Annotated in this window: 1 protein-coding gene, 1 tRNA gene and 2 rRNA genes; 3 read left to right on the forward strand and 1 reads right to left on the reverse strand. The window is 44.8% G+C overall.

Annotated features, from left to right (window positions below; translation table 11 throughout):
• From VTH8203_RS23800 to VTH8203_RS23810, 3 genes are all read left to right on the forward strand, one after another.
• Nucleotides 1–171 (forward strand): 23S ribosomal RNA (locus VTH8203_RS23800); the annotation flags it as partial.
• 105 nt (nucleotides 172–276) lie between these two features.
• Nucleotides 277–392: ribosomal RNA gene (gene rrf / locus VTH8203_RS23805) — 5S ribosomal RNA — on the forward strand.
• Nucleotides 393–450: 58 nt separating this feature from the next.
• Nucleotides 451–541, forward strand: a tRNA-Ser gene (locus VTH8203_RS23810).
• A 108-nt stretch (nucleotides 542–649) separates the two neighbouring features.
• Here VTH8203_RS23810 and VTH8203_RS24925 read toward each other — a convergent pair.
• Nucleotides 650–840, reverse strand: a 191-nt coding sequence (locus VTH8203_RS24925) for a transposase (protein ID WP_208617806.1), incomplete at its 5' end; no start/stop codon positions are given.

Consider the following 840-nt stretch of genomic DNA (forward strand, 5'->3'; position numbering starts at 1 on the left):
ATCGATAACCGCTGAAAGCATCTAAGCGGGAAGCGAGCCCTGAGATGAGTCTTCCCTGGCGCTTAAAGCGTCCTAAAGGGTTGTTCGAGACTAGAACGTTGATAGGCAGGGTGTGTAAGCGTTGTGAGGCGTTGAGCTAACCTGTACTAATTGCCCGTGAGGCTTAACCATACAACACCCAAAGGGTTTTGATGGACTCAAAGTAAGAACAAATTGAATGTGTATGAGAACACGCTCTTAATATAAGAAAAGCGGCTTTCCGAATTAAAGAATTTGCTTGGCGACCATAGCGTTGTGGACCCACCTGATTCCATGCCGAACTCAGAAGTGAAACGCAATAGCGCCGATGGTAGTGTGGGGTTTCCCCATGTGAGAGTAGGACATCGCCAGGCTTTGAACAACATCGAACTGAAGCAATCAAAGTAAGACTTTAGAACGATTACATATTGTGGAGAGATGGCTGAGTGGTTGAAAGCACCGGTCTTGAAAACCGGCATACGTTAATAGCGTATCTAGGGTTCAAATCCCTATCTCTCCGCCACATTGAGAAGCCCGCTGAGAAATCAGCGGGCTTTTTTTTCATTTGATATTTCATACAGAAACACGCTGATACCAATCCGGGAAATTATACTAATACTAATCTGGAAAATTAACTGGTCAGCTCTATCCATCGTCTCGAACACATCTTGGAGACTCTAGTGGAGCACTCCAAAAAACTATTCCATGCGCTACACACTTTAGAGACGATATCTTCGTAATCCGAAAAAGACTGATTGGCGAGATAGTGTTGTCTCAACCAACTCCATACTTGTTCTATGGGGTTTAGCTCCGGAGAATAGG

It is taken from the genome of Vibrio thalassae (assembly GCF_900089835.1).
Classification (GTDB): domain Bacteria; phylum Pseudomonadota; class Gammaproteobacteria; order Enterobacterales; family Vibrionaceae; genus Vibrio; species Vibrio thalassae.